The following is a 23354-nucleotide window of genomic DNA, read 5'->3' on the forward strand; positions in this document are numbered from 1 at the left end:
GGCCGCCCCTGCCTTCTGCCCTCAGGGCGGGGTGAGCGTGTTCCGTGCGCGGACGATGAGGCGGTGTGCGTCGGCGCCGTAGAGGGCGGAGTCGCGTAGGGCTTCCCACGCTCTGAGGTGCATGGCCACGGTGCCGGCGTCATCGAGCCACAGCTCGGCGTGCCAGGTCTCCACGATCACTTGCCGGTTGTCGTAGATCCAGAAGCCCACGGCGGGTGGCTGCTTGAGAGTGGCGGTGAAGGGCACGATGCCCAGCTCGACGGTGTCCAGGCCGATGACGCCGGTGAGCCGGTCCAGTTGGGCGGCGAGTACTGCCGGCGGGCAGACCAGCGTGCGCAGCACGCCTTCCCACAGCAGGATGTGGTACCGGCGTCCAGGCTGGTAGAGGAGTTCCTGTCGCCGTATTCGCGTCCGCACGGCCTCTTCGACGTCGCGGGGCGAGCGGTGCAGTTCGACAGCGCGCGTGAGGACGGCGCGGGCGTAGTCGGGGGTCTGGAGCACGCCGACGATCCGCGACGACTCCCACGCGCGGAGGACGGAGGCCTGGGCCTGGGCCTGGGCCTGGTTGTGCGTGTTCTGCACGGGCGCGTGGCCGGCGACGAGTTGGCGGCGCCAGGACCGGATGTGGGATTCGAACCCAGCGAGCCGGGAGCGCAGCTCCGGGTAGGTCTCCGGCTGGCCGCACGCATCTGCCCAGGCGCGTAGATCTTCTGGGGTGGCGGTCTGCTTGCCCAGCTCCAGCTTCGAGACTTTCGAGTTGGGCCAGCCGAGTGCGCGGGCCAGGGCGGTGCCGGTGAGCCGGCCGACGGGCGTCGAGTAGCGCAGCTCCCGGAGCCGGGCGCCAAGCGCTTCTCGGGCCTGCTGGTAATCCGTGCTCACCGGCGCCCACCCGCTTTACGCCTCCTGGCCGGCCAGGCGCGCGGCGAACTCCTCGTACGGCGTGGCGTAGTGCAGCGCGATGTCACGGAGCCGGTTGTACTGGTTGACGCGCGCCGGCTCGGAAATCAGCTCGGCGCCGGTGAGCTGGTCGTCGGTGTCGAAGAGGCACAAGGCGACGATATGCGAGTCGAAGATCCAGAAGTCTTCGGGCGGCAGGTTCACGCGCTCGGCGTCCGTCCGCCACATGTTGCGGACGTCTTCGCCGAGCGCGGCGTTCTTCTCGGAGTACGCCAGCAGGAACCGCTGCCCGGTGGTGGGCGGGTCGTCGAGGATCCGCACCCGGCCGACGTACGCGCCGTCCCGGGTCTTGGCGCGGATGGTGCGGCACCACGGGGTGTCGAGGTCCCACGTCGGCGTCCGGCCCGCGACGAACTGCTTCCAGTCGTCGCCTTGTTCGTCCACCGCGTAGCGCCGGCGCATCTCCAGGTGCCACGCGGAGTGCCGGAAGTTCTCGAAGAGGCGAGCGAACTGCTCCGGGTCGAGACGATCAACCCGGCCGCGTGGGGCGACCCGGGCGACGAGGACGACAACACCGATATCGAGGACGGCGACGCAGGCGGCGGCAACCCGTCGCCCGGTCATCGCTGAGAGGCCCCGCCATGCCGGCCCCCGCGGCTACCGGGCCGCCGGGGCCGGCCCGGATCGACAGGAGCACGATGGGCAGCGTGCAGACCGGCACCGGCCGCGTCACCGTCTTCCCGCTCACCCACCACTGGCCCGACCGCCGCTGCCTCCTCGCCTACACCACCACCGGCAACTTCGGCACCACCGCGGTGGTCGGCGTCCTCCCAGTCCCGGAACTGGAACACCCCGACCTGCTCACGGTCGCCGCCGACCACCACCCCCAGGGCCTCTACGGCTCCCGCACCGGACACCACAACGCCTGCGCCGCCTGGGTCATCTGCACCGGCTGGTCCGCCCGCATCGGCGGCTCCGGCCCCCGCCTCGACATCAAGCACACCACCTGGAGCCTGCGCCCAGACCGCCACATCACACTGCCCAAGCAGATGTACGGCCACGACGCACTCCACACCGGCACCCTCACCCTCGATGACGGCGAGCTGATGAAGCAGGCCCTCCAACTCGTCCGCTGAGGTGCATCGACGCTCGTGCCCCGCTTCGATACGCACGGCTGCAATTGCGCACGAGCAGCTCGCGCTGCGCGGCCCGGCCTTCTCCTTGGGTATGAACCCTGCTCCGCAAGGAAGCACCCTCACGGCTCCCCCCGCGGGTGGGTCTTTTCCATCTGACCCGGTGAGCGTGTCTCTGCGGAATCATCGTGGTGTGAACGTGCACTCCATCCCGGCGCGGGAGCAGTCCGCGCAGTGCGAGTCGGTGGCGCGTACGCCCCCGCCCCGGTTGGCGCCGTACGTCGTCGGCTGCTCGGCGTTCCGCGCGGGCGGCGGGACCGCGGTACGGCACCGGCTGCTGCCGGTCAACGCCACGGTGCTGATCGTCGACGTCACCGGCGCCGACCGCCTCGTCACCGGCGCGCGCGGCGACTACGGGATCCACGCCACCCAGCGGTGGCGCGAGGGCGTCACGGTCGGCCTCACCCCGGCGGGGACGGCGGCGCTGCTGGGCGTACCGGCGCGGGAGTTCGTCGGCGCGACGGTGGAGCTGGCGGACGTGCTGGGGCGCGGGCGGGAGGCGGAGTTGGCGGAGCGGCTGGCGGGGGAGGCGGACGCGGAGGCGCGGCTGGGGGTGGTGGAGGCGTGGGTGGAGCGGCGGGTGGAGAAGCGGCTGGGTTCGCGCCGGGGCCCGGGCGGCGGCGGCGACACCGTGGCCGTAGCCGCCTGGCGAGGGCTCCAGCGCCCCGGCCCCCGCATCCCCATCCCCACGCTGGCGGCCCGCCTGGGCGTCAGCCGCCGCTACCTGGAGTTGGGCTTCGCGCGCGAGATCGGCATGCCGCCGGGCCGCGTGGCCCGTATCGCACGCCTCCAGCACGCGGTCGGCCGGCTGGCCGACCCGTCGTACGACCTCGCCGCCATCGCCGCCATCTGCGGCTACGCCGACCAGCCGCACTTCACCCGGGACGTACGGGAGCTGACGGGCCTGACGCCCACCGCGCTGTGCGCAAACCTTCAATACCGGGAGCCGAGCGCCGGATAGCGTCCCGCGCATGCTGCTCAACGGTAAGACGGCGCTGGTGACGGGCGGTTCGCGGGGCATCGGCCGGGCGATCGTGACCCGGCTGGCGCGCGACGGCGCGCGGGTGGTCTTCACGTACAAGGAGAACGAGACGGCGGCGGCCGAGGTCGTACGCGAAGTCCCCGGCACGCAGGCCGTCCGCGCGGACCAGGAACAACCCGACGCCCTCGCCGCGGCGTTCGCCCCGGTCGGCGGCGGGCTCGACATCCTGGTCAACAACGCGGCGGTCAACCCGCGGATGCCGCTGGCGGAGCTGACGGCGGCGGAGTTCGACCGGGTGATGACGGTGAACGCGAGGTTCGGCGCGCTGGCGATGCGCGAGGCGGCGGCCCTGATGCCGGACGGCGGCCGGATCGTCAACATCTCGACGCTCAACACGGCGGTCCCGGCACCGGGCCACGCGCTCTACTGCGCGAGCAAGGCGGTACTGGAACAGTTCACGCAGGTCGCGGCCCGGGAACTGGGCCCCCGGGCCATCACCGTCAACACGGTCTCCCCCGGCGCCACCCAAACCGACCTCCTCCACGCCACGAACCCCCCGGAAGCCCTCACCCAGACGGCAGCCGTCACCGCACTCCAACGCCTGGGCCGCCCGGAGGACATCGCGTCGGTGGTCGCGTACCTGACGGGCCCGGACGCGGCATGGATCACAGGCCAGAACATCCGCGCCACGGGCGGCCTACTGATCTGACGGCGGCGGCGGGCGTCCCCGGGAGGGTGGTTTACGGGGGGTCGTTACGGAGGGTAAGAATGTCGTGACGCGCGGGTGGGTGGCTCGCGGCGTGGGCGGCGGGGTGTGGGGGCGGGATGGGGCAGGGGACGATCGGGTTCGGGCCGTGGGCGTGGGAGCCGGACGAGGTGCCGCGTGGCGAGGCTGTGGAGCCGGTGCCGGGGGACGTGATCCGGGCTGCCTTGCAGTGTGCGCTGAACGGCGTGTACGAGGACCCCTTCGCGGCGCCGGAGGGCGCCGCCGTCATGCACCCCAACGGGTTCGCCAAGATCCCCGTCGCCCTCGTCCCCGCCCCCGGGCAGCGGCTGTTCCTCCACGCCTGGTTCCGTGACGCCGAGGACTCCCACATCCACAACCACCGCTGGAACTTCGCCTCTACGGTCCTCACCGGGACGCTCCACCACACCACCGTGGACGTCAGCCTGAACGGCGAAGGTCCCGGCTGCCGGATCGCGCTGCACCGGCCCGTCGCCGACGGCTTCACCCTCGTCGGCGTGCGGGGTGAGGGGTTACGGATCTCGGGCGAACGCACCCAGGTCCTGCCCGCGGGCACCGAGTACGTCATGCAGGCCCGTACCCTCCACCGGGTCCGGGCCGAGAGCGGGACGATGACGCTGGTGGCGCGGGGGCAGCCGTTCCGGGGCACGTCGGAGGTGCTGCTCGACCGGTCGGCCGAGGACGGCCGGCAGCGGATGCGGGCCGTCGCGGCGGACGAGCGGGAGCGGTGGCTGCGGGCGGCCCTGAGGGCCCTCGGGTGAGCCGGCCGGCGGACGATCCGGCGGCCGTGCTGCGGCGCGAGGTCGTGCTCGTCTTCGCGGTCGACATCCGGGGTACGTGGCCGCCGGCGGGGTTCGAGGGCGGTCCCGTTCTCCTGCCCTGGCGGAAGGGGCAGGAGAACGAGGTGACGTCCGACGCCGCCACCCGGGACCTGTACTCCCAGTCCGGGCTGGTGCCCCTGCTCTGGGATCCCGCGGTGCGTCTGCACCGGGCGCCCGCGGAGGGGGAGTCGCCCGTCTCCTCGGACGGTCTCACCGTCGACGCCGTGGAACTGCTCCGGCTGGACCGGCGGAGTCGTGCGTCTCTCGCGGCCATGGCACACGGCACGCAGGCGAACGGCGTGGCGATCGTGCACGGCCGCCTCTCCGCCCAACTGCCGCCCGTCGAACTGCCCAAAGCATTGCGGCTCGCGGCGGAGCTGAATCCCCAGCACAAGGGCGGCGCCCGCAGGCTGTGGATGAACGGCGTGCTCCCGGCGGGCGTCCGGATCGCCGAGGGTGAGCGGAAGGCCGTTCACCTGGCCCTGGTGACGTCCGCGGCGGAGCTGCCACAACTCGACCCCGGCCAGCCGGCGGAGGCGGACGTGCACGGGCGGTGGCTGTACCACATGTACCTGGCGACCCAGTCCGTACCCGACGAGGCCGCCGTTGCCGCCCTCCTGACCCGCGAGTACCACGTCATCGGCGGCATCCGCGTCCTGTTCGGCCCGCGCGGCCTGGTCACCGTGGCCACCCGGCCCGAGGTGATCGACCCGGGACGCCAGGAGTCCTACTACGCCGGTTCGTCCTTCCGGCACCGGACCGGCTACGCCGACGCCTTCGCGCTGGCCAAGCTCCAGGACATCGCGGTCTCCGCCGCCGAGGCGGAACTCCTCCGTCTCGCGCGGTCGGAGCCGCGCCGGGTGGATGTCGCCCGGCTGGAACGTACGGTGCTGGTTCTCCAGAGGGTCTATCTGGCCGCCGGGTTCGGGGACAACAGGGATGCCCACGCGATGCTCCGGCGCCAGTACGAGGAGGCCGGTCTCGCCGGCCGTGTCCAGACGCTCAGGGAAGACCTCGGCGAACTCTCCCGCCAGGTCCAGACCTCCGAATCCGAGAAGACCAACGCCATCCTCGGCCTCATCGCCGCCGTCGGCCTCCCCCTCGGCACCGGGCTCGCCATCTGGTCCGGGCTGCCGAGCGCCGGGGCCGACTCCCTCTGGCGGACGCTGCTGCCCGTGGGCGTCGTCATCCTGGTCCTCGTCACCGCCTTCCCCGGCCTGCGCCGCCTCGTCTTCGACGCCGTCAAGCGCAAGGGACGGCGGAGCTGAACGCGCCCCGCCACGCCCCCGGCTTCCCGCCCGGCTGCCCCGACACCGGCGACGTGCTGCACCGGCTCGCCGCCACGGCCCGCCCCGGCGTCGTCACTCTCGTCGTCGTGACCTCCGCGCTGCGCGCGGAGGTGGAGCATGCCGGGGATCACGAGCACGGGCTCGCGCGGGTCAGGGCGAGTCTGGCTCGGATCGGGGCGCGGGGCGGGGACGGGTGGGTGGCGTCGTACTACGGCAAGGAGCTTGTGCTCGTACGTCCCGGGTGGTGCGATCCTCCGTCGCCGGGGCTTGCCGCGGGCGGGCGGGTGCGGCACGGGTGGGCTTGGGGGCGTGTCGTCGTGCCGGGCGCAAGGGACACGGCGTTCGAGGAGTTGCTGCTCGCCTGCTACGTCGTGTCCATGGCTGCCCGGCTTCGCCGGGACCACGGCGGGCTGCCCGCGCGGGCCCCGGAGGCGCTGGCCGCCGTCCCCGGGCTGCTCACCGCGCGGGCGACCGCCTCGCTGCTCGCCGGGGTCCTGGTCCGGCCGTACGGCGCGAAGGCCGGTGACGAGGGGGACGACCCGCGCATGCCCGGGGTGCCGTCCGCGGACGGCTGGTCAGCGCGCCCGGGTGCCGCTGGGCGGTGGCTGGTGATGACCGACGTGCACGACATCGAGTGGGGCACCGTACGGCCCGACGCCGGCGGGCACCGGCTCACCGCGGGCAACGCCCAGGAGGTGACCGGTCTCGCGGAGCAGTGGCACCAGGGTCGCGACGCCAAGGAGGTGCTGCCCGCCGCCTACCGCCTGCGGTGCCGTCGCGAACGTGAGCTGGTCGACCATCTCCGCGATCTCGCCCACGGCGTACGCGGCCACGGCACCCTCTACGGCACCTTCGGCGACGGCCTCTGCGGGTACGTCGACAGCCCGGACGCCCTGCGCGGCGCCGTCGCCCGCGCCAACCGGGCCGCCGCCGGGCGGCTGGCCAGCGGCGCGGGCATCGTCTACGTACCGTACGGCGACGGCGACGTGGCCGCCGTCCGGCGTCGGTGCGCCTTCGCCCTGCACGTCACGAAGACCCTCAAGGGGACCGGGCTGCCGCCGGACGGGGTCCAGGAGTTCGGGCGGCCACTGGCCGCCCCCGCCGCCGACGCCGCGCTGGCCTTCCTCGAAAAGCTGAAGACGGCGGGCACAGGTGCCCCCGGCGGCCACCACCTCGACCACGCCCGCCGCCACCGCGCGCACTGGCTCACCCACCTCCCCCCGCCCCACCGCCCCAGAGCCACCGAACTCCTCGACCGCGGCGACCCCTGAGCCTCACACCCACGCCCAACGCCCTGGATCCCACCGACCGTCCGGAGGGTTCTCCGCCAGCACCGGGCCCCAGAACGCGTGCGCCCGCTCCACCGCCTCCGGCAGCCGGCCGACGTCGAGCCCGCGCCGGAACACCGCCGTGTCCCAGAAGTCCAGCCACTCCGCGGGCGGTACGGGCAGCGGCGGCCAGTCCCGCCCCACCACCGTCAGCTCCGCCGCCACGTCTCTTCTGAGCGCGGCGAGTGCCAAACCCGGTGACCGGGTGGACGAGACGCACAGCAGAAAGTCCAGCAGGTCCGACCACCGCGTGGCGATTCGGCCGCCCGTCCTGCGCAGCGTGTAGCGAAGCAACTTCTGTGCCAGACAGCGCCCGAACGTCGCGGCGGGCACGGCCGGCGCCGGGCCGCCCGGGAAGACCAGCGGGCTCCGCCGGGCGTCCGCGTACGCGGCCTCGTCGGGCACCTCGGCCACGTTGAGGAGGATCTCCACCGACAGCCCGGCGCCGGAAACCCGCGCCAGCGCCCGGTGCACCGGCGCCCGGTCGCCGCTGCGGAACATTATCCGCTCGGCCCGTACGACCCGCACCGCCGCATGACGCGAGAGCGAACCGCCCGGGAGCACCGCCCCCACCCGCCCCGCCGCCACCGCGAGGTCCACGTCCTCGGGCATCCGCGCCCCCGGCCCCGCCCACGCGAGCAGCGCCGCCGAACCCTTCAAGTGCCAGTCCGCGTCCGCCAGAACGGAGTTCACGGCGTCGAGCAGGATGCCCGTGCCCCGCAGGGTGTGGCGGTCCGGCGTCGGCAGGCGCGGCTCGTCGGCGGGGCGCCAGGCACGGAAGGGGTGCGTCATCTGCATCCCCGGCCCGCGGAGCCCGGGGTGTCCACGCACCCGCTCACGCACCCGCTCACAGGTACGTCACGACCATCGGCTGCCGGTCCCCGACCCGCGCCCCGCGCCGCAGCCACGCGCCCACCCGCGGCGACGGATCGGGCACCGCCCCGGCGCCGTGCCCCGTCACCGCCGCGCGCTCCGCCAGCTCCCGCAGCGGGTCCGGCGGCGACTGCCCCCAGCGCCGCACCGCGTCCACCGGGAGCAGCCGCGCGTACGCGGGGTGCCGGGCGGCGACCGCCAGCAGGCGCCCGTACCGGAACGCCGCATGCACGTCGCCCGGTTCACCCGCCGCCCAGTCGGCCCCGTCCGCCCAGTCGGCCCCGTCCGCCCAGTCCGCCAGCGCGGCGAAAGCGGTCGCGGCCTGCGGCGTTCCCGCCGCCCCGTCGAGGTACTGCGCGGCCCGCGGCAGCAGCGCCGGGTGCCGCCGGACCACGTCCGGCAAGGCGTCCGAGACCTCCGCCGCCGGCGCGGCGCGTACGAGCGCGTAGCGGAAGCGGCGTACGTCGTCCAGCCGGGCGGCCAGGGACCATACGGCGTGCGGGGTGTCCGCGACGTCGGCGAACACCTGACGGGCGGCGGTCCGCTCCAGCAGCACCGACTTGCGCTCCGACAGCCGCAGCCCCAGTGCCGCCAGCGCATCGCCGACCGCGGCCCGCACCTCCGCGGCCTCCCGCGCGTCGCGTACGGCGACGTGCCAACCGTCGCTCCAGCGCGTCCAGTTGTCCCCGGAGCGCGCAGCCACCACCTCGTCCACGGGCGCGAGCAGGGCGGTGCCCAGGCGCGTCGACCAGGCGGTGCCGTGCGTGAGGCACTGCCCGGTGCGGCGGTGCAGGGTGGCCAGGGCGGTCGCGAGCGGGCGGGTCGGCCAGGGCGCGGCGAGCAGGGGTTCGGGTCGTACGCTGCGGGCGAAGTCCTCGACGTCGAGGTGCTGGAGGAGCGGGCGGCGGCGGTCCGCGGCGAGGGCCGCGAGCTTGGCGGCGCGGGCGCGGTAGGCCCGGCGGTAGTCCCAGTCGGCGCCGGTGGCACCGGCCACGCAGGGGTGCGGACGGTGGTCCCGCAGGGCGTTCTCGGTGAGGACGTGGAGGGCGGCGTTGGCCTCGGGGGTGAGCAGCGGCACGGTACGTGTCCCGCGGCCGACCGGCACGGTGAGGTGGTTAAGGGGCGCCTCGGCGACCAGCGCGGCGGCGGCGTCGGCCGAGGCGAACGCCGTACCGTCGGCGAGCCCCGCGAGGAGGTCGGCGGCGCCGAACGCGTCCGGCAGCCACGCCGTACGCAGACCGGCCGCGAACGACGGCATGCAGGCGCGGACGTCGTCGGGCCAGGGCCGGGGCATCCCGCCATGATGGCAGTGGGTGACAGTGCGTGTCCTTAGAGTGGCGTCATGCCCGACAACGCAGGGCGGGCGCAGGGGAGTTTCGACCCCGGGGCGGCCGTCGACACACTCCTTGCCAAGACGCCCTCGCACGGACACGGCTCGGCAAGCCTGCTCACCACCCACTCCCTGGACACCGCCGCGGTCGCCGAGGTGCTGTGGCGGCTGCTGGCCCCGCTGTTCCTGCGGCGGGAGTTCGACGCGGCGGCCGGTGAAGAGGGCCGCGGGATCGTGCTGTTCCGCTGGATCTGCGCTCATCACGATTTCGGGAAGGCGACGCCCGGGTACCAGGCGCGGTTCCCCGGGGATACACAGAAGGTGCTCCAGGTCGGGCTGGAGTACGACCGGCGCTTCGCCGACGAGGACTTGGGCTACCGGCACGAACGTGCGGGCGCGTATCTGCTTCGCGCGCTGCTGAAGGATGCCGGGTGGCCGGGAGAACAGGCGGCCTGGGTGTGGCCGCTGGTCGCCGGGCACCACGGTGACATCCCGCCCGCCTCGGCCCTCGTGCCCGCGCGCGCCCGCCACCGGCTGCTCGGCGGCGAGCGGTGGCACATGGTGCGTGCGGTCCTGCTGGAGCGGGTCAGCGCGGAGGTCGGGTTCGCGGACTGGCGGGAGTGCCCGCCGGTACGGGTCCCGGGGCGGACGGCGCAGCTCGCCGCGTGCGGGCTGCTGAAGCTGGCCGACTGGCTGAGCAGCGGGCTGCCGGGGATCGACGACCCGTCGGAGGTCTCGTACGAGAAGTCCCGGGAACGGGCGCAGAAGGCATGCGCCGAGATCGCGCCCGTCCCGGGCTGGACGGCCGGGCTTCCCGAGCCCGACGACGCGGCGCTCCGCCGCCGCCCCACCGCGCCGCGCCCCGGCGAGGGCGTCGCCGGGGCGGCGGTCGACGCCGCGCGCGGCATGCCCGGCGGGGGGCTGCTGGTCGTGGAGTCGGCGGACGACGTGCTGGAGGCGGGGCTCGCGGCGGCGGAGATCATGGCCGCCCGCAGCGGGGTGCTCGGCCTGTTCGTGGGCGTACCGGAGTGGTCGTCGCACCACGACGTGTTCAGGCGGGTACGGGCGTGGCTCGCGGCGCTCGACCCCGTGTACCCGGAGCGGGCGGTCCTGCTGCACCAACTGCGGGCGCTGGAGCCGGAGCTGAGCGCGGCCAGGTACCCGGACAGCGCCCTCGCGGAGATCCTGGTCGCGGAGTGCCCCGGCGAAACCGCCGCCCCGGCCGGTCAGTTCGCGGAGGAGACGGCGCACACGCTGCCCACCGACTGGTTCCACGGCCACGCCAAGGGGCTGCTCGCGCCCTTCGTCGTCGCGCCCACGTACCAGGCGCTGGCCGCCTTCGTCCGCACCAACCTCGTGATGGTCCGCACGGCCGGACTCCTCGGCAAGGTCCTCGTCCTCGACATCGCCGACTTCCTCGACGCCCGCACCCGCGTCCACCTGCTGGAGGCGCTGCGCTGGCTGGGCCGGGCCCGGGTGCCGGTGGTGCTGCTCGCCGCGGCCCTCCCCGATGGCGTACGGGCCCGGCTGCTCGACGCCTGGCTCGGAGGCGCGCTGGAGGACGAGAACCACCGGCAGCCCGCGGTCGAGGCGCAGGTCCATCCGCGGGTGACGGCCGCCTGGGTCGCGGACGACGGGCCCCGCGATGGACCCCGCGTCGAGACCCGCGTCCAGGCCCACGCCGAGGCCCGCGTCGAGGCCCGCGTCGAGGCCCGGGCCGTGCCCGGCGGCGCCGGGAGGCGGGTGCGCGTGCGTACGCTGCCGGACGGCCCGTGCGCCGAGGGCCGGACCGCCCGGCAGGTCGCCGACCTGCTCGCCCCCGGCCGGACCGCCCTGGTCGTCCGCAGCAGCGCCGCCCGCGCCCAGGCCCTGCTGCCCCGCCTGCGCGCGGCACTGGGCCCCGACGACACCGTCGTCCTCCTCCACACCCAACTCGCCGCCGGGCCGCAGGCGGTACGTGCGCGTGCCGTCCTCGCCCGCCTCGGACCCGGCGCGCCGCCCCCCGCCCGCGGGCGCTACGTGGTGATCGCCGACCCGCTCGTGGAACGGGCCTTCCCGGTCCGCGTCGACCTCCTCGTCAGCGACATGGCGCCCCTGGTGTCCCTGCTCGGCCGCCTCGGCACCCTGCGGCCCGCCGGGTCCGGCCTCCAGGTCACCGGGTACGCGCCCGGCGACCCGGCGGGGGAGGAGTGCCCCCCGGTGTTCCCCGAGGAGTCGGTGCGGCTGTACGGGGCGGAGGAGTTGACCGCCGCCGCCGCGCTCGTCGAGCAGGCCGCCGCCGGGCCCGGGTGGCACCTGCCCGGCGACACCGCGGCGCTGGTCGCCGCCGTCCACGGTCCGGTGGAGGGCTTCCCGGCGCGCTGGCGGCCCTGGGTGGCGCGGGCCCGGCGGGAGGGGCGGCTGCGGGAGGAGTCGGCGGAGGCGCGCGCCGCGCAGCACGCGCTCACCCGGCGCGGGGAGCACGGCTCGGCCACCCTCGCCGGCCTGTCGTACCTGGCCACCGCCCACAAGGAGCCGGACCTGCCCGCGCTGGTGCGCGGGGACGGGTTCCCCGTCGAGACGCTCGCCCTCGTCCGCGACGCGCACGGCTACCGGTCGCTGCTCGGCCCCCGGCTCGGCCCCGAGGGCACGGTCAAGGGCCTGCCGGACGCGGCCGTCGAGGCGGTCCGCTGCGGCAACGTACGGCTGCCGGCGACCTGCCGGGAGGCGGGCGAGCAGGAGGTGAAGCCGCTGCCGGAGTGGCGGATCCCGTACAAGGAGGGCGGCGATCAGCGGTTGCGTACGAGCCGGGCCCTGGTCCTGGACGAGGAGCTGCGGGTCCGGGTGGGCGGCCGACTGCTCCGCTACGACGACGAGCTGGGTCTCGTGGACGAGGGGCCTGTGCCCTAGCCCGCCCGGTTATCCACAGCTTTGTGGAAGCGGGCTGCGGGTCGACTGCGTACTGTGCCATTCTCGTCACCAAGCGTACGGGCACGACCCGGGGGGACCGGTTGTACGACCTGTTGGACGAGGAGTGGCAGCCCGCGCTCGGCGCGGCCGACGGCCGCATCGAGCGGGTCGGCCTGCTCCGCCTGCTGACCGCATCGCACAGCTACGCCGACCTGCTCACCGACGTGCCCACGCAGCTCCCCGCGCTCTACCGGCAGTTGCTGCTGCCGTTCGTCGTGGACGCGCTGGACGGCCTGCTGCCGCACGACCCGGACGGCTGGGCGGCGCTCTTCCGCGGCGGCCGGTTCACCGACCGGCAGGCCGAAGCACTGCTGGCGTACGGGGACGAACACCGGCACCGATTCGGCCTCTTCGACCCCGACCGCCCCTTCGCCCAGGTGCCGGGCCTGAGCACCGCGAAGGGCGAGACCCGGTCCGCCAGCGCGCTGGTGGCGACGGCCGCCCAGGGCAACAACGTGCCGTTGTTCTCCTCCCGCACCGACGGCGACGAACTGCGCCTGGAGCCCGGGGCGGCGCTGCGCTGGCTGCTGCACACGCACTGCTGGGACACCGGCGCCATCAAGACCGGCGTCCTCGGCGACGACCGGGTCAAGCAGGGGAAGACGACGGGGAACCCGGTGGGGCCGCTCGGTCGCCTCGGCGTCGTCATGCCCCTGGGCCGCACGGTCTTCGAGACCCTGATGCTCAACATCCCGTTCAAGAAGCGGGTGCTGAGCCAGGACGCGCCCCAGTGGCGCCGCGGTGACGCCACGGACCACCCCTGCGCCGTCGCCTCCTGGACGCAGCGCCCGCCGCTCGGCCTGCTCGACCTGTGGACGTGGCAGGCGCGCCGCGTGCTGCTCCTGCCCGACGGCGACGGCGACGGCCACGGCGGCTCCGGCTCCGGGCCGTGCGTGACGCGCGTCGTCGTCGCCGGCGGCGACCGGCTGGAGCTGACGCCGGACGACGAACCGCACACGGCGTGGCTCGTCTCGTCCCGCACCACCGCCCACGGCGGGCGCGGCGCGGCGGCACAGCACAAGGAGCAGCAGAAGAAGAAGCCGCCCTCGCCCCTTCCGGCGGTCGAAGACGGCCAGGGTGCCGACGAGTTCAAAAAGCCCCGGAAGCACCCCGAGGGCAAGTCCGGCTGGCGCGGGCTCGACGCGCTCCTCGCCTTCGCGCACGCTCCTGACGTCGCCCGGACACCCCAGGGGGACCGGCCCGAGACGACCCAGCTCCTCGCGACGCTCGCCGAGGCGCGCGACGACATCGACCCGGAGTACCCGCTGCGGCTCCACCTCACGGGCACGACGTACGGCAAGAAGCTCACCCACGTCGAGGACTCGTTCCACGACGAGGTGCCCCTGCCCCTGGCCGCCCTCCGCCACGACGGCCCCGTGCGCAGAGCGCTGCTGGAGGCGGTGCTGCACGCCGAGGACCTGGCCGACGCGGTCAACCGGCTGGAGTCCCACCTGCGCCGCGCCTCCGGCGCGGACCCGTTGCCCTACGGCGCCTGGCAGCAGCCCGGCGAACGGCTGCTGGCCCTGCTCGAACCGCTGGTCCTCGGCCTGCTGCACGACCTGCGGCGGGTCGGCGACGACGACGAGGCGGGGTGCGACGACCGGCTCGCCGGCTGGGAGCGCGAGGCGCTGCGCGCGGCCTGGCAGGTCTCAGAACAACTGCTCATGCTCACCACGCCCGGCGTCGTCGCCGGTCGCCGCGTGGTGATGCGCGACGGCTCCGAGCGGGTGTTCTCGCTCAGCCACGCGGAGGCGGGCTTCCAGCGGGCCGTACGCGGCATCCTGCGCCGCCTGCCCGTGCCGGCCGGGACCGGTGCCGGTGCCGGTGCCGGTGCAGGATCCGGGCCCGGCGCAGGGCCAGGGTCCGGGGCCGGCCCAAGGGCCGGGTCCGGTGGCTGAGCGGCCGCCCGCGGCCTGGGCGGTCCGCCGCGGCCCCGGCCGTTCCGACCCCCGGCCGCCCCGGCCCTCCCGCTTACGCCCCCTGTTCACGGAAGGATGGACGTGACCGACACGGAAAACGGCGCGCAGTCGTCGCCGGAGCCCGGTGAACCGGCCGGTGGCGACGCTCGCTGGCGCCGTTACTGGAATCGCTACCTCAAGGACGGCCGCTGGCGGGCGGACATGGCGAGCGGCCCGCCCGGCGAGGAACTTGCCGCCCTGCGCGCCGGACTCGGTGAGACCGCCATGGCCGTCCCCGCGATGTGGCCGTACTACACGTGCAACGGCGACGGCGCGGTGACGCCCGCCCTGGAGGCGGAGCACGGCGCGCTCGCGCTGTTCGGGCTGCACCAGCAGAGCCAGTCGACCCCCATGCACAAGCAGCAGGTCGGCGTCGGCCAGGCGCTCCACGCCCTGCGCGCGAAGGACCGGTTCAGCCCGGAGGCGCTGGACCGGCGGGTTGCCGCGACCGTCGAGTCCGAGCGGGTGGGCGACCTCCTCTTCCGGCTGCGCATGCTCGTGCCCAACCTCCGCGCCGCCGCCGTGCCGCTCGACTACGACCGGCTGATGTGGGACCTGTGCGAGTGGCGGGACCGCGAAGGACGGCAGAAGGTCCGGCGCCGCTGGGGACTTCAGTACTACGTGTGGGAGCCCCACAAGGCCCGGAGCCGGGAGAAGTCCGAGCCGGACGCCTAGCGGCGCTCCGCGGCGGCGCGCCGCCCGGCGCGGCGCCGAGCCGCCAGCACTGCCAGCACCGCCCGGCGCGCCCCGCCCCGCAGCCGCCGAGCCCCGCGCAGCACCCCCGGCGCCGCCCGCCACCCCCCGTACGAGCCGCGCCCTTCGCCCACCGACCCATCAGGAGACCGCCTTTCATGTCCGTCGACCAGCAGCCGCCACGCGCGTACGTGGACGTGCACATCCTCCAGACCGTCCCGCCCGCCAACCTCAACCGCGACGACCAGGGCAACCCCAAGGCGGCGGTCTACGGCGGCGTGCGCCGCTCCCGGGTCTCCTCGCAGGCGTGGAAGCGGGCCACCCGCATGCACTTCGCCGAGCACCGACCCGCCGAGGACCACGGCATCCGCACCAGGACCGTCGCCGCCGACCTCGCCGAGCGGCTGCGCCGGCTGCCCGCGGTGCCCGACGCGGAGACCGACGCGCAGGCGGCGGAGCGGCTCGCGGGGGCGCTGCTCGCGCCGCTCGGCATCAAGGCGGGCAAGAAGGAGGGCGAGACGGCCTACCTGTTCTTCTACGGGGACCGCCAGCTCGACGCCCTCGCCGCGCTTGTCGCCGACCACGCCGCCGAGTTCCTGGCGCTGGACGACAAGGCGCTGGCCGCGGAGGTGGGCACGCTGGGCGTACCGGACGTGTTCGGCATCGAGCACCCCCTCGACGTGGCGCTTTTCGGCCGCATGGTCGCCGATCTCGCCGCCCTGCGCGTCGACGCCGCCACGCAGGTCGCGCACGCGCTCTCCACCCACGCCGTGGACCTGGAGTTCGACTACTTCACGGCCGTGGACGACGAGACCCACAAGCGGAACGAGACCGGCGCCGGCATGATCGGCAACATCGGCTTCAACTCCGCGACCCTCTACCGCTACGCGACCGTCGGCCTCCACCAACTGCACCGGAACCTGTCCGCGGGCCGCCCGGCGGACGCGGCGTGGCCCGCGACGGTCGCGGGCGTACGGGACTTCGTCACGTCCTTCGCGCGCTCCGTGCCCGCCGGTTACAAGAACTCCTTCGCGCACCGCACGCTGCCCAGCCTCGTCGCCGTCACGGTCCGCACCGACCAGCCGGTCAACCTCGTCTCCGCCTTCGAGGCCCCGGTGACCGACAAGACGCACGGCATCGCCGCCGCGTCCGCGACCCGCCTGGCGTCCGAGCACACCAAGGTGTGCGAGCTGTGGGGCGATCCGCCCGCTTTCCAGGCGGTCGTTCACGCTTTCGACGTCAAGTCGGTGGCGGACGGGGTGGCGGACGCGTTCGGCCCCGCACGGAACTTCGGCGCACTCCTCGACGGGCTGGAGGAACACCTCGACGGCGCGCACCGGGCGGTGGCCGCATGACCCGTGACGCGGCCCACCCACCGGAGGACACGCCACCGGACTCACCGCAGCGGGACGCCGGTCCCGTCCTCCTGCTCCGGTTCGCCGGGCCGCTCCAGTCGTGGGGCTTCGGCAGCAGCTTCAACCGCCGCGGCAGCCGCCCCGAGCCCACCAAGTCCGGCGTCGTCGGCCTGCTCGCCGCAGCCCGCGGACTGGAGCGTACGGACCCGCTGGACGACCTTGTACGGCTCCGCCTCGGCGTCCGCGTCGACACCCCGGGCATCCCGCTGCGCGACTACCACACCGTCAGCGACCACCGCGGGCTGCCGCTGCCGCAGAGCGGCGTCAACGCCAAGGGGAGGCAGCGGCCGACCGCACCCGCCAAGTACACGCACGTCACCGAGCGGCACTACCTCCAGGACGCCGTGTTCGTCGTGGCGCTGGCCGGTCCGGAGGACACCCTCGCCGCGGTCGAGCGGGAGTTGCTGGCCCCCGCGTTCCCGCTCGCCCTCGGCCGCCGCTCGTGCCCGCCCGCGCAGCCGCTCGTCCTCGGCATGCAGACGGGCGGCATGGCCCACGTGCTACGGACCTACCCCTGGCAGCCGTCCTACGCCGCCCGCCGACGCCACGACCGCTTCCACCGCAGCTCCGGCGGCACCGGCACCGGCGCGGGCAGCAGCAGCAACGGCACGGGCGAGAACGGGACCGTCGGCAGTACGGCCCGTACCGTCACCTGCTCCGTCACGCTGGAGGTCCCCGGCGGCGACGACCGCCTCCACGACGTACCGGTCTCCTTCGACCCGCTGGCCCGCGCCTTCACCAGCCGCTCCGTCCACCGCTGCCTCGTCGACGTACCGGCCGACCCGCCCCCGGCCGCGCCGGACGCATCCCAGCCCGACGAAGCGCCGGCCGAACCGCCCGCCGCCGCGCCGCCCGACCCGGCCGCCGACGCCCACGACCCCTTCTCCCTCCTCCGGCCGGAGTGACCAGTGCCGTACCTGTCGCGCATCCGCATCAACCCCCTCCGCGCCCAGAGCCAGAAGCTCCTGGCCAGCCCGCACGCCGCCCACGGCGCCGTGCAGGGCGGCGTCCCCGGCCCGCAGGGCGGCGAACGGCTCCTGTGGCGCCTCGACGCCGACAACCCCCACCGCCCCCACCTCTACGTCCTCAGCCGCTCCCGCCCCGACTGGACGCACCTGGTCGAGAGCGCCGGCTGGCCGGACGCGGACGGCGAGCACGTCGCGGTGCGCAGCTACGAGCCGCTGCTCAAGGGCCTCGCCGCGGGCCAGGAGTACGCCTTCCGGCTCACCGCCAACCCGGTGCAGCGGACCAAGCAGCCGCCGCATCCCACGCCCAACCAGGCCAGGAAGCTCGCCGCGCCGGTGGAGGGCTCCTCCCCCCGGGGCTTCCGCATCGCGCTGCGCACCGCGCACACCCAGCTCGCGTGGTTCCTCGACCGCACCGAGCAGTGGGGCTTCTCCGTCTCCGCCTCCCGTACGGACCCCGCCGCCCCCGGCCTCGCCGAGCCCTCGCCCGGTCCCGAGCCCGCCCAGCCCCGCGACACCCCGCGGGAGGTGCGTATCACCGCCCGCCATCGCCACTCCTTCGCCAAGAAGGGCAGCCGCCGGGTCACCTTCTACAGCGCCACCTTCGAGGGCCATCTGCGCGTCACCGACGCCGACACGTTCACCGCGACCCTCCTCACCGGGGTCGGCCCGGCCAAGGCGTACGGCTGCGGGCTGCTGACACTTGCACCGCTGCGGAGCGGATGAGCGAACAGAACATGTCGTAAATGGATCCCGGATGAACGTTGGCCGGACGGTTCCGGCATCTCCGGCGGCTCCCCGTACCCACTCACCACCCTGGTCTCCTTCAACTCCTTCTCCACGCAGAGGATTCAGGGGGCCAGGCGGTGAGCGACCGGGTCGAGCAGTGGATCGCGATTCTCAGCCTCGCGTTTCCCGTCGTGGCGTTCCTGTGGGAGTTCATGGTCATCGGCCGCAAGCGGCTGGGCTACCGCGTGCAGATGGACACCCTGGCCGCCGACGCCGCCAACAAGCCGTACGCGGGCGTGCTCGGCGACATGCAGCACGACGGCCACCACCTCAAGGACCCCTCGTTCGTCCTGCTGCGCATCGAGAACGCCGGCTCGACCAGGATCGTCTCGGACGACTACCTCGCCGACCCCGTCGACCACCACGGCATCAAGGTCACCTTCCGGAACCGCCGGGTCACGGCCGTGGTCCTCACCGACCCGACGGACGAGGTGCTGCGCGACTTCTTCTTCGAGGTACGGGCCGAGGGCGACACCGTCCGCGAGGTCGTCGCCAAGCCGGGCTTCCGCCGCCACAACAACGAGGCGGACCGTACGGGCACCATCCAGTTGCCGAAGGTGACCCTGCCGCGCGGGTCCGAGTACAAGGTGCTCGTCGTGCTGGAGCGCTGGCCCGACGACACCGGCACCGACCGCTTCCCGCCCCCGGCCGTCCAGGGCACCGACGGGATGGACAGGTGGTACGACCCGCTGGCGCGGTTCCTGCGGCTGCGCGCGACCAGGACCGAGAGCCACGTCTTCGCCTCGCGGCCCGCCTGGTGGGCCATCTGGATCCTGATCGCCGCCGTCGTCGTCCAGGCGAGCTTCACCCTCTTCCTCCGCGACGAGCGGCGCCCTCCGCTGGGCTGCGTCGGCGGCACCCTGCACCTGCACGGCTCCACCGCCTTCGCGCCCGCCGTACGGGCCGCGGCCGACGACTACCTCGACCGGTGCGAGGGGGCGGGCGCGTCGATCCCGCTGGGGGAGGACACGTTCCGCGGCAGCACCGACGGCGTCACCGACCTGGACGAGGCCGGCGCGCAGGCGAGGATCCCGGTCGGCGACGGGCTCGGCGGCCACCTCGCCTTCACCGACGGCCTCGCCTCGGCCGGCCACCCCCGGCTGATACCCAGGCCCGTCGCCTTCTCCGTGTTCACCCTCGTCGTCAACAAGGGCGCGGGCGTGGAGAACCTGACGCTGGATCAGATACGGGACGTCTTCGCCGGGCGGGTACGCAACTGGTCCGAGCTGGGCGGCAACGACGTGCCCGTCCATCTGGTCAACCGCGAGCCCGGCTCGGGCACCCGCGGCACCCTGGTCGAGAAGGTGCTGAAGGGTGAGGAGCCGCCGCAGTTCACGGAGACCGACTGCGCCGCCCTGAACGCCAGGCGGTACGGCCGCTGCGAGGTCAGCAGCACGGACACGATGCTGGACACGACCGCCGCCGGGGCCGGCGCCGTCGGCTACAGCGAGGCCGCCGGCGTGGACGGCCACCGGGCGGCCGGCAAGCTCGTCAAACTCAAGATCGACGGCAGGGAGCCGACCGCGGAGGGCGTCGAGGATGCCGACTACCCGTACTGGCAGACCGAGTTCGCGTACACCTACGGCGAGCCCCCGGCCGGCTCGATCGCCGCGGCCTTCCTGAACTTCCTCACCCAGCAGAGCGGTCGCGACATCCTCCGCGACCAGGGCCACGGCCTCTGCTCCGAGGCCCGGAACACGGGCGAGTGCCGCCCGGTGTGACCGTCACGCATCTGCGAGGCCATTTCTCGCCAGGGCTAGGCATGTGCAGAATGTCCGGACGCTATCGCCTGGCATCTGCGGCGCTATCATCGGCTCATGCACACGTACCGGATAGGGGACGCCGCCGCCCTTCTCGGGGTCAGCGCCGACACCGTCAGGCGGCTGGTCGACGCCGGGAAGCTGACCGCCGAGCGCGACGAGGCGGGGCGGCGGATCATCCCCGGGGCGGCGCTCGCGGCGTACGCGCGGGAGATGCACCGGGCGGAGCGGGAGGCCACGGGCTCGTCCGCGCGCAACCGCTTCGCCGGCATCGTCACCGACGTGCGCATCGGGGACGTCTCGGCGCTGGTGGAGATCCAGGCGGGGCCGTTCCGGGTGGTGTCCATGATCAGCCGGGAGTCGGCCGAGGAGCTGAAGCTGGAGCCGGGCGTGCCGGCGGTGGCAGTGATCAAGTCGACCAACGTGGTCGTCGAGCGACCGTAGACGTCAGGGAGTGGACCTGTGATGACCCGTTCCGCGCGCCGGCCCCGCCGCCCTCGCCGTACGCCCCGCACCCGCCGTACGCTCCGGGTGGCCGGCGCGGGCGCTGCCGCCCTGCTGGCCCTGAGCGCCTGCTCCGACTCCGACTCGGGCTCGGCTTCCGACGACGGCTCCGGGGCCGGGTCCGGCGGCTCCGGAGAGCTGTCCGGCGAGGTCACCGTCTTCGCCGCCGCCTCGCTCACCGAGAGCTTCGAGAAGCTGGGCGCGCAGTTCGAGAAGAAGCACCCCGGCACGAAGGTGACGTTCAGCTTCGGCGGCAGCGACGCCCTGGCCGCGAGCATCACCGGCGGCGCCCCCGCGGACGTCTTCGCCTCCGCCAGCCCGACGACGATGGACCTCGTCACGGACGCCGGCGTCGCCGCCGGCACCCCCGCCACCTTCGTCCGCAACCAACTGGAGATCGCCACCCTCCCCGGCAACCCGGACGGGATCACCTCTCTGAAGGACCTCACCGGCTCCGGCCTGAAGGTCGTCCTCTGCGACGAGGCGGTGCCCTGCGGCGCCGCCGCGCAGAAGGCACTGGACGCCGCTTCGCTGAAGCTCACGCCCGTGTCGTACGAGGAGGACGTCAAGTCCGCCCTCAACAAGGTGGTGCTGAAGGAAGCGGACGCCGCGGTCGTCTACGAGACCGACGTGCAGGCCGCGGGCGACAAGGTCGAGGGCGTGGACTTCCCCGAGTCCGCCGACGCGATCAACGACTACCCGATCACGCTGCTCAAGGACGCGCCGAACGCCGACGCCGCCGAGGCGTTCGTCGAGCTGGTGCAGTCCGCCGAGGGGCAGAAGGTGCTGACCGGGGCCGGGTTCCTCACGCCGTGACGCCTCCTTCCGCCGCGGGCGGGGGCGGGGCGGGGGACACCCTGACCGGCGGCCCCGCCCGGCCCACCAAGCCCAAGCCCAAGCGCGGGCCCAAGCGCGGGCCCCGTACCCCCGTGCGCGCGGGCGCGCCGCTGCCGCTGCTCGTCCCTGCGCTGATCGGGCTCGCGTTCCTGGTCCTGCCGCTCGTCGCCCTGCTGCTCCGCGCCCCGTGGAGCAGCATGCCGGAGCTGCTGACCAGCGCCGAGGTGTGGCAGGCGCTGCGCCTGTCGCTGGTGTGCGCGACGGCGGCGACCGCGCTGAGCCTCGTCGTCGGGGTGCCGCTGGCGTGGCTGCTGGCGCGGGTCGAGTTCCCGGGGCGCGGGCTGGTCCGGGCGCTGGTGACGCTGCCGCTGGTGCTGCCGCCGGTGGTCGGCGGTGTGGCGCTGCTGATGGCGCTGGGGCGCAACGGGGTCGTGGGGCGGTGGCTGGACGACTGGTTCGGGGTCACGCTGCCGTTCACGACCGCGGGGGTGGTGGTCGCCGAGGCGTTCGTGGCGATGCCGTTCCTGGTCATCGCCGTCGAGGGCACGCTACGGGCCGCGGACCCCCGCTACGAGGAGGCCGCCACCACCCTCGGCGCCTCCCGCTTCACCGCCTTCCGCCGCGTCACCCTGCCGCTCGTCGCGCCGGGCATCGCGGCCGGGGCGGTGCTGGCGTGGGCGCGTGCGCTGGGCGAGTTCGGCGCCACGATCACGTTCGCGGGCAACTTCCCGGGCCGTACGCAGACCATGCCGCTGTCCGTCTACCTCGCGCTCCAGAGTGATCCGGAGGCGGCGATCGCACTGAGCCTGGTGCTGCTGGCGGTGTCGGTGGCGGTGCTGGCGGGGCTACGGGACCGCTGGATGACCTCGGCATGAGCGACCCGACCATGGACAGTCCCGGCATGAGCGACCCGGCCACGGACGGACCCGGCATGAGCGACCCCACCCTGGACGGAGGCGAAGGGCTCGACGCCCGGCTCGTGGTCGAGCGCGGCACCTTCCGGCTCGACGTGACACTCACCGCCCGCCCCGGCGACGTCGTCGCGCTCCTCGGCCCCAACGGCGCCGGCAAGACCACCGCCCTGCGCGTCCTCGCCGGGCTCATCCCGCTCACCGGCGGGCATCTGCGGCTCGACGCCGCCGAGCTGGACCGTACGCCCCCCGAGCACCGCCCGGTCGGGGTCGTCTTCCAGGACTACCTGCTCTTCCCCCACCTCAGCGCCCTCGACAACGTCGCCTTCGGGCCGCGCTGCCACGGCGCCAGCAGGGCCGAGGCCCGCGCCGAGGCCGCCGCATGGCTGGAGCGGATGGACCTCGCCGCGCACGCCGCCGCCAAGCCCCGGCGGCTCTCCGGCGGCCAGGCCCAGCGCGTCGCCCTCGCCCGCGCGCTGGCCACCCGCCCCCGGCTGCTGCTCCTCGACGAGCCGCTGGCCGCCCTCGACGCCCGTACCCGCCTCGACGTCCGCGCCCAGCTCCGCCGCCATCTCGCCGACTTCGAGGCGGTCGCCGTGCTCGTCACCCACGACCCCCTGGACGCCATGGTGCTGGCCGACCACCTCGTGGTCATCGAGGACGGGCACATCGTCCAGCAGGGCGCCCCCACGGACATCGCCCGCCACCCGCGTACCGACTACATCGCCCACCTCGTGGGCCTCAACCTCTACCGGGGGCAGGCCCGCGGACACACCGTCGACCTCGCCGGCGGACCCGCGCTCACCACCGCCGACGACCTCACCGGGCCCGCCTTCGCCGCCTTCCCGCCCAGCGCCGTCACGCTGCACCGGGACCGCCCGACCGGCTCCAGCGCCCGCAACCTGTGGTGCTGCGCGGTCGCCGGGCTCGAAACCCACGCCGACCAGATCCGCGCCGAACTCACCGGCGAACTCGCGCTTGCCGCCGACCTGACCACGACCGCCGCCGCCGAACTCGACCTGCACCCGGGCGCCACGGTCTGGGCGGCGGTCAAGGCGACCCAGATCCGCGCCTACCCGGCCTGAGCGAGGGCCTCGGCTCGGGGCCCCAGCCCG

General features: G+C 74.5%; 21 protein-coding genes. 17 read left to right on the top strand and 4 right to left on the bottom strand.

Annotated features, from left to right (window positions below; genetic code table 11):
* Window positions 1-21: 21 nt before the first annotated feature.
* A complete protein-coding gene (locus QBL21_RS00985) occupies window positions 22-879 on the bottom strand; it encodes a helix-turn-helix domain-containing protein (RefSeq protein WP_407560036.1) in 858 nt (285 codons plus the stop codon).
* A gap of 15 nt (window positions 880-894) precedes the next feature.
* The gene (locus QBL21_RS00990; RefSeq protein WP_407560037.1) at window positions 895-1521 is read right to left on the bottom strand and encodes a DUF6879 family protein; all 627 of its coding nucleotides are present in this window, start codon (window positions 1519-1521) and stop codon (window positions 895-897) included.
* 74 nt (window positions 1522-1595) lie between these two features.
* Between QBL21_RS00990 and QBL21_RS00995 the strand changes: the two genes are divergently transcribed.
* From QBL21_RS00995 to QBL21_RS01020, 6 genes are all read left to right on the top strand, one after another.
* Window positions 1596-2033, top strand: coding sequence for a hypothetical protein (locus QBL21_RS00995; protein ID WP_407560038.1), 438 nt, complete (start codon window positions 1596-1598; stop codon window positions 2031-2033).
* A 190-nt stretch (window positions 2034-2223) separates the two neighbouring features.
* Window positions 2224-3051: a helix-turn-helix transcriptional regulator gene (locus QBL21_RS01000; RefSeq protein ID WP_407560039.1), complete on the top strand. Its 828-nt coding sequence runs from the start codon at window positions 2224-2226 to the stop codon at window positions 3049-3051.
* A 10-nt stretch (window positions 3052-3061) separates the two neighbouring features.
* Window positions 3062-3781, top strand: a complete 720-nt coding sequence (locus tag QBL21_RS01005; RefSeq protein WP_407560040.1) for an SDR family oxidoreductase — start codon at window positions 3062-3064, stop codon at window positions 3779-3781.
* A 116-nt stretch (window positions 3782-3897) separates the two neighbouring features.
* Window positions 3898-4578, top strand: a complete 681-nt coding sequence (locus QBL21_RS01010) for a hypothetical protein (RefSeq protein WP_407560041.1) — start codon at window positions 3898-3900, stop codon at window positions 4576-4578.
* On the top strand, window positions 4575-5906 hold the full coding sequence (locus QBL21_RS01015) for a hypothetical protein (protein ID WP_407560042.1): 1332 nt from the start codon (window positions 4575-4577) through the stop codon (window positions 5904-5906). The genes QBL21_RS01010 and QBL21_RS01015 overlap by 4 nt, the downstream gene beginning before the upstream one ends.
* 53 nt (window positions 5907-5959) lie before the next feature.
* Window positions 5960-7198 (top strand): hypothetical protein, encoded by a 1239-nt coding sequence (locus tag QBL21_RS01020; protein WP_407560043.1) that lies wholly within the window; start codon window positions 5960-5962, stop codon window positions 7196-7198.
* A gap of 3 nt (window positions 7199-7201) precedes the next feature.
* Here the strand turns inward: QBL21_RS01020 and QBL21_RS01025 are convergent, their stop codons facing one another.
* Window positions 7202-8047 carry a nucleotidyl transferase AbiEii/AbiGii toxin family protein gene (locus QBL21_RS01025; RefSeq protein ID WP_407560044.1) on the bottom strand — a complete coding sequence of 282 codons (846 nt, stop codon included), beginning with the start codon at window positions 8045-8047 and terminating at the stop codon, window positions 7202-7204.
* Between the two features lie 55 nt (window positions 8048-8102).
* Window positions 8103-9422 carry a hypothetical protein gene (locus tag QBL21_RS01030; RefSeq protein WP_407560045.1) on the bottom strand — a complete coding sequence of 440 codons (1320 nt, stop codon included), beginning with the start codon at window positions 9420-9422 and terminating at the stop codon, window positions 8103-8105.
* Between the two features lie 48 nt (window positions 9423-9470).
* Between QBL21_RS01030 and QBL21_RS01035 the strand changes: the two genes are divergently transcribed.
* The 11 genes from QBL21_RS01035 to QBL21_RS01085 all read left to right on the top strand — a co-directional run bounded on the left by QBL21_RS01035 (window position 9471) and on the right by QBL21_RS01085 (window position 23324).
* Entirely contained in the window at window positions 9471-12347 is a 2877-nt protein-coding gene (locus QBL21_RS01035; protein ID WP_407560046.1) for a CRISPR-associated endonuclease Cas3'', read from the top strand.
* A gap of 101 nt (window positions 12348-12448) precedes the next feature.
* Window positions 12449-14305, top strand: a complete 1857-nt coding sequence (gene casA, locus QBL21_RS01040) for a type I-E CRISPR-associated protein Cse1/CasA (protein ID WP_407560047.1) — start codon at window positions 12449-12451, stop codon at window positions 14303-14305.
* 102 nt (window positions 14306-14407) lie between these two features.
* Window positions 14408-15040: a type I-E CRISPR-associated protein Cse2/CasB gene (gene casB, locus QBL21_RS01045; protein ID WP_407560048.1), complete on the top strand. Its 633-nt coding sequence runs from the start codon at window positions 14408-14410 to the stop codon at window positions 15038-15040.
* A 176-nt stretch (window positions 15041-15216) separates the two neighbouring features.
* The gene (gene cas7e, locus QBL21_RS01050; RefSeq protein WP_407560049.1) at window positions 15217-16413 is read left to right on the top strand and encodes a type I-E CRISPR-associated protein Cas7/Cse4/CasC; all 1197 of its coding nucleotides are present in this window, start codon (window positions 15217-15219) and stop codon (window positions 16411-16413) included.
* Window positions 16410-17378 carry a type I-E CRISPR-associated protein Cas5/CasD gene (cas5e, locus tag QBL21_RS01055; RefSeq protein ID WP_407560050.1) on the top strand — a complete coding sequence of 323 codons (969 nt, stop codon included), beginning with the start codon at window positions 16410-16412 and terminating at the stop codon, window positions 17376-17378. Before cas7e ends, cas5e begins: the two co-directional genes overlap by 4 nt.
* A gap of 3 nt (window positions 17379-17381) precedes the next feature.
* Entirely contained in the window at window positions 17382-18164 is a 783-nt protein-coding gene (gene cas6e / locus QBL21_RS01060; RefSeq protein WP_407560051.1) for a type I-E CRISPR-associated protein Cas6/Cse3/CasE, read from the top strand.
* Between the two features lie 140 nt (window positions 18165-18304).
* The gene (locus QBL21_RS01065; RefSeq protein WP_407560052.1) at window positions 18305-19948 is read left to right on the top strand and encodes a substrate-binding domain-containing protein; all 1644 of its coding nucleotides are present in this window, start codon (window positions 18305-18307) and stop codon (window positions 19946-19948) included.
* A gap of 96 nt (window positions 19949-20044) precedes the next feature.
* Window positions 20045-20431 carry a molybdopterin-binding protein gene (locus QBL21_RS01070; RefSeq protein ID WP_407560053.1) on the top strand — a complete coding sequence of 129 codons (387 nt, stop codon included), beginning with the start codon at window positions 20045-20047 and terminating at the stop codon, window positions 20429-20431.
* A gap of 21 nt (window positions 20432-20452) precedes the next feature.
* Window positions 20453-21307: a molybdate ABC transporter substrate-binding protein gene (gene modA / locus QBL21_RS01075; protein ID WP_407560054.1), complete on the top strand. Its 855-nt coding sequence runs from the start codon at window positions 20453-20455 to the stop codon at window positions 21305-21307.
* Window positions 21304-22203, top strand: a complete 900-nt coding sequence (locus QBL21_RS01080) for an ABC transporter permease (RefSeq protein ID WP_407560055.1) — start codon at window positions 21304-21306, stop codon at window positions 22201-22203. Before modA ends, QBL21_RS01080 begins: the two co-directional genes overlap by 4 nt.
* Window positions 22204-22229: 26 nt before the next feature.
* Window positions 22230-23324: an ABC transporter ATP-binding protein gene (locus tag QBL21_RS01085; protein WP_407566264.1), complete on the top strand. Its 1095-nt coding sequence runs from the start codon at window positions 22230-22232 to the stop codon at window positions 23322-23324.
* Window positions 23325-23354 lie beyond the last annotated feature (30 nt).

Source organism: Streptomyces sp. 184, from assembly GCF_045781775.1.
In the GTDB taxonomy this organism is placed as follows: domain Bacteria; phylum Actinomycetota; class Actinomycetes; order Streptomycetales; family Streptomycetaceae; genus Streptomyces.